The organism is Bradyrhizobium canariense, from assembly GCF_019402665.1.
GTDB classification, from domain to species: Bacteria; Pseudomonadota; Alphaproteobacteria; order Rhizobiales; family Xanthobacteraceae; genus Bradyrhizobium; species Bradyrhizobium canariense.
The window spans coordinates 1-3,697 of sequence record NZ_VSST01000145.1; the positions used below are offsets into that span (position 1 = coordinate 1).

Consider the following 3,697-nt stretch of genomic DNA (forward strand, 5'->3'; position numbering starts at 1 on the left):
CTGGATTGCTTCGTCGCTTCGCTCCTCGCAATGACGGGCAGAAGCGACCATGCCCCTGCAAAACCGCGTCACGCCGACCGGCGAGATCATCGCGACACCACATCGCGGCCTATTCACCGGTAACCGCGGCATCATCCATGATCCCGCGACCAAGACGCTGCTGAAAAAGCGCTGGTCGTCGCCGGCCTGGATCACCTGCCTATGTGAATTCCGCGGCTGGCGGCGGCCGGTGATGGCGCGGCGGAGTTGGACCGAACTGTTCTTCCTGGACGAGGCCACCGCCTTTGCCGCAGGCCACCGTCCCTGCTTCTTCTGCCGCCGTGACGATGCGAAGCGCTTTCGCAATGCATGGGAAGCAGGGAATGATGCAAGCGGCATCAGCGCCAAGGCGATGGATGCCGTACTGCATCGGGAACGACTCGAGCGCGGCAAGAAACGGCTGCATGCGCTGCCGAGGCCGCTCGCGGAATTACCGGACGGCGCGATGGTGCAGCAGGGGGATGACTGCTTCCTCGTCGCGCAGGGCAAAGCGCTGCTGTGGTCATTCGCGGGCTACGCCGCGTATCCGAGCGCCCTCGATCATCCGATGCTGTTGACGCCGCCTTCCACACTCCGCGCGATCAACTCCGGATATCAGCCTGTGCTGCATCCGACCGCGCGCCGCTAGCGCAGCGGATTGCCGTCTTCATCCACTGTCGTGCGCGCATCGCGCAGCGCCCATTCGCGGATCACTTGACGGCACCGGATCAGTTCGACTTCGTTGGCGGCGTTCGCCTCCCTCGATGCTCGCTCCACCATCGCCTTGCAGGTGAGGAGCACCGAGCGATCCTCACCGCGCGCCGGCAGTGCGATCGCCGCAAGCGTCGCAACAACGAAAGCGGATCGGACCACCGCCTTAACCCAGCTTCTCGCGTGCCAGCGCAGCACCGGCCCCAAGCGCCATCAGCTTGGCTTCGGCGATCTCGCGCCGCATCGGCGCCATGCCGCAATTGGTGGTGGCGATGATGTTGCTCTTGGGCACGAATTTCGACACCGCGTCGATCACCTGCACGACGTCATCGGCCGTCTCCACCGTGTCGCTGGCGACGTCGATCACGCCGGCCTGCACGATCTTGGTCTTGAGCAGGGCAAGCAGGTCGAGCGGCACCTTCGAGTTGCGGCATTCGATCGCGACCTGCTGGATCGGGCTGGCGTCGATCGCGGGAAAGATCTGCTCGTACTGCCGCCATTGCGCGCCGAGCGTTTCCTTCCAGTCGGTGTTGGCCTTGATGCCGTAGCCGTAGCAGATGTGCACGGCGGTGGCGCAGGTCAGGCCCTGCGCGGCGTGCTCCAGCGCCTTGATGCCCCAATCGTTGACCTCGTCCATGTAGACGTTGAAGGCGGGCTCGTCGAATTGCACGAGATCGACGCCGTCGGCCCGGAGCGCCTTGGCTTCCTCGTTCAGGAGTTCGGCGAACGCAAAGGCCATCTTGACGCGATCGCCATAGTAGCGATCGGCAATGGTGTCGATGATGGTCATCGGGCCGGGCAGGGTGAATTTCAGCTTCTTCTTGGTGTGCGTGCGGGCGACGCGCGCTTCGTCGGCGTGGACGCGTCCTTTGAGCCGGAGTGGGGCCACGACCTGAGGCACCATCGCCTTGTAGCGATCCTTGCGGATGCCCATCTCGACCTTGTGGGCGAAATCGATGCCCTCGATCTTCTCCAGGAAACCGTGGACGAAATGTTGCCGGGCCTGCTCGCCCTCGGTGACGATGTCGATCCCGGCATCCTCCTGGACCTTGACGGCAAGCATCGTCGCATCGCGCTTGGCGCGGACGAGCTCGTCGCCTTGCGACTTCCAGGGCGCCCAGAGCATGTTGGGTTCGGCGAGCCATTCCGGCTTCGGCAAGGAGCCGGCGATCGTGGTTGGAAACAGCATGGCGGCCCTCTCGGCGAGTTGTGATTGCGCCCCTTCCTGCCATGTCTTAACGTCGAGGTACAGAACAACAAAAGTCGCCTTGAAACCGGCGGCGTCGGACCGGAAACGCCATGATCGAATTCTTCTTCGACTGTTCCAGCCCCTGGACCTATCTCGCCTTCCACAACATCCAGCCGCTGGCCAGGGAGGTTGGCGCGGAGATCATCTGGCGGCCGATCCTGGTGGGCGGCATCTTCAATACGGTCAACCCAAGTGTCTATGCGCAACGTGAGACACCGGTGCCGCTGAAGGCGCGCTACATGAAAAAGGACCTTGCCGACTGGTCGCGCTCGGCCGGTCTCGCGATCAAGATGCCGCCGACGGTGTTTCCGGTCAACAGCGTCAAAGCGATGCGCGGCTGCATCTGGCTCGGGCAGGAAACGGTGCCTTTCGCCACGGCGGTGTTCGAGACCTATTGGGGCGAGGACAAGGACATCTCGCAGGACGCAGTGCTCGCCGAGATCTGCAGGAAGGTCGGCGTCGATGAGCAGAAATTCTTCGCGGGCATTTCCGGGCAGGGAATCAAGGATCAGCTCAAGGCCAACACCGAAGAAGTCGTCGCCCGCGGCGGCTTTGGCTCGCCGACGATCTTCGTCGGCAAGACCGACATGTATTTCGGCAATGACCGCCTGCCCTTGATCCGCGAGGCGCTGCTGCGCGGCAAGGCGAGCGCGGCCTGATGGTGCGGGCTGTCGTCTGCCGCGCGCTCGGCGCGCCCGAAAAATTGCAGATCGAAAAGTTTCCGTCGCGCGCCCTGAAGCCGGGCGAAGTGCGCGTCGCGATCCGTGCGGCTGGGTTGAATTTTCCAGACGTGCTGATGGCGGCCGGCGAGTACCAGCTCAAGCCGGAGCTGCCGTTTACGCCGGGAATGGAGGCGGCCGGCGACGTGACCGAGGTCGGCGCAGAGGCGAGCGGCGTCGCCGTCGGCGACAAGGTCATCGTCAAGATGCGGCACGGCGCCTTCACGGATGAAGCCGTGGCGACGCCGTCGCAGCTCACGTCGATGCCATCGACGTTCGACTATGCGGAGGCCGCGACTTATCTCGCCGGGCACGGCACCGCCTATCACGCGCTGATCGATCGCGGCCGGGTCGAGCCGGGCGAGGTGCTGCTGGTGCATGGCGCCGGCGGGGGCGTGGGCCTTGCTGCCGTCGAGATCGGGAAGATGCTGGGCGCGACCGTGATTGCGACGGCCTCCAGCGACGAAAAGCTCGCGATTGCCAGGGCGCGGGGCGCCGATCATCTCGTGCGCTACGACCGCGAGCCGTTTCGTGATGCCGTCAAACGTATCACCGACGGTCGCGGTGCCGACGTCGTGTTCGATCCCGTCGGCGGCGAAGTGTTCGAGAATTCGATGCGTTGCATCGCCTGGGGCGCACGGCTGCTGGTGATCGGCTTCACCGGCGGCATCGGCTCGGCGAAAACCAATCTCTTGCTGATCAAAGGCGCCAGCGTGCTCGGCGTGCGAGCGGGCGAAGCGGTACGCAAAAATCCCGCGCTCGGTGAGGTCAGGCTGAAGGCGCTGCTCCAATGGGCCGAGGAGGGCAAGCTGCGGCCCAACGTCTCGCACCGCCTGCCGCTGGAGGAGGTTGCGAAGGCGATGCGGTTGCTGATCGACCGCAAGGCGATCGGGCGCGTGGCGTTGGTGATGGAGTGACAGTGCCGTAGGGTGGGCAAAGGCGCGTGAGCGCCGTGCCCACCATTTATCGGCAACCGTGACAAGAATGGTGGGCACGCTTC

The 3,697-nt window shown here is 64.5% G+C and carries 5 protein-coding genes; 3 read left to right on the plus strand and 2 right to left on the minus strand.

The window, feature by feature from the left end; genetic code table 11:
- The first annotated feature begins 49 nt into the window (after nt 1–49).
- The gene (locus tag FXB41_RS40350; protein ID WP_007602506.1) at nt 50–667 is read left to right on the plus strand and encodes a hypothetical protein; all 618 of its coding nucleotides are present in this window, start codon (nt 50–52) and stop codon (nt 665–667) included.
- On the opposite strand, the gene FXB41_RS40355 is transcribed toward FXB41_RS40350, so the two are convergent.
- Together FXB41_RS40355 and FXB41_RS40360 are read right to left on the minus strand one after the other, a co-directional pair.
- The gene (locus FXB41_RS40355; RefSeq protein ID WP_245286113.1) at nt 664–927 is read right to left on the minus strand and encodes a hypothetical protein; all 264 of its coding nucleotides are present in this window, start codon (nt 925–927) and stop codon (nt 664–666) included. The genes FXB41_RS40350 and FXB41_RS40355 overlap by 4 nt on opposite strands.
- A complete protein-coding gene (locus tag FXB41_RS40360) occupies nt 896–1,918 on the minus strand; it encodes a methionine synthase (RefSeq protein WP_219685718.1) in 1,023 nt (340 codons plus the stop codon). The genes FXB41_RS40355 and FXB41_RS40360 overlap by 32 nt, the downstream gene beginning before the upstream one ends.
- A gap of 110 nt (nt 1,919–2,028) precedes the next feature.
- Here FXB41_RS40360 and FXB41_RS40365 point away from each other — a divergent pair, with 110 nt between their 5' ends.
- Nucleotides 2,029–2,637 (plus strand): 2-hydroxychromene-2-carboxylate isomerase, encoded by a 609-nt coding sequence (locus FXB41_RS40365; protein ID WP_219685719.1) that lies wholly within the window; start codon nt 2,029–2,031, stop codon nt 2,635–2,637.
- The gene (locus FXB41_RS40370; protein ID WP_219685720.1) at nt 2,637–3,614 is read left to right on the plus strand and encodes an NADPH:quinone oxidoreductase family protein; all 978 of its coding nucleotides are present in this window, start codon (nt 2,637–2,639) and stop codon (nt 3,612–3,614) included. The genes FXB41_RS40365 and FXB41_RS40370 overlap by 1 nt, the downstream gene beginning before the upstream one ends.
- Nucleotides 3,615–3,697: the final 83 nt, after the last annotated feature.

What these genes read in the sequence shown, in the direction of transcription:
- FXB41_RS40365 (WP_219685719.1), top strand. Translation starts at nt 2,029, where the DNA reads ATGATCGAATTCTTCTTCGACTGTTCCAGCCCCTGGACCTATCTCGCC.
- FXB41_RS40360 (WP_219685718.1), bottom strand. Translation starts at nt 1,918, where the DNA reads ATGCTGTTTCCAACCACGATCGCCGGCTCCTTGCCGAAGCCGGAATGG.
- FXB41_RS40350 (WP_007602506.1), top strand. Translation starts at nt 50, where the DNA reads ATGCCCCTGCAAAACCGCGTCACGCCGACCGGCGAGATCATCGCGACA.
- FXB41_RS40370 (WP_219685720.1), top strand. Translation starts at nt 2,637, where the DNA reads ATGGTGCGGGCTGTCGTCTGCCGCGCGCTCGGCGCGCCCGAAAAATTG.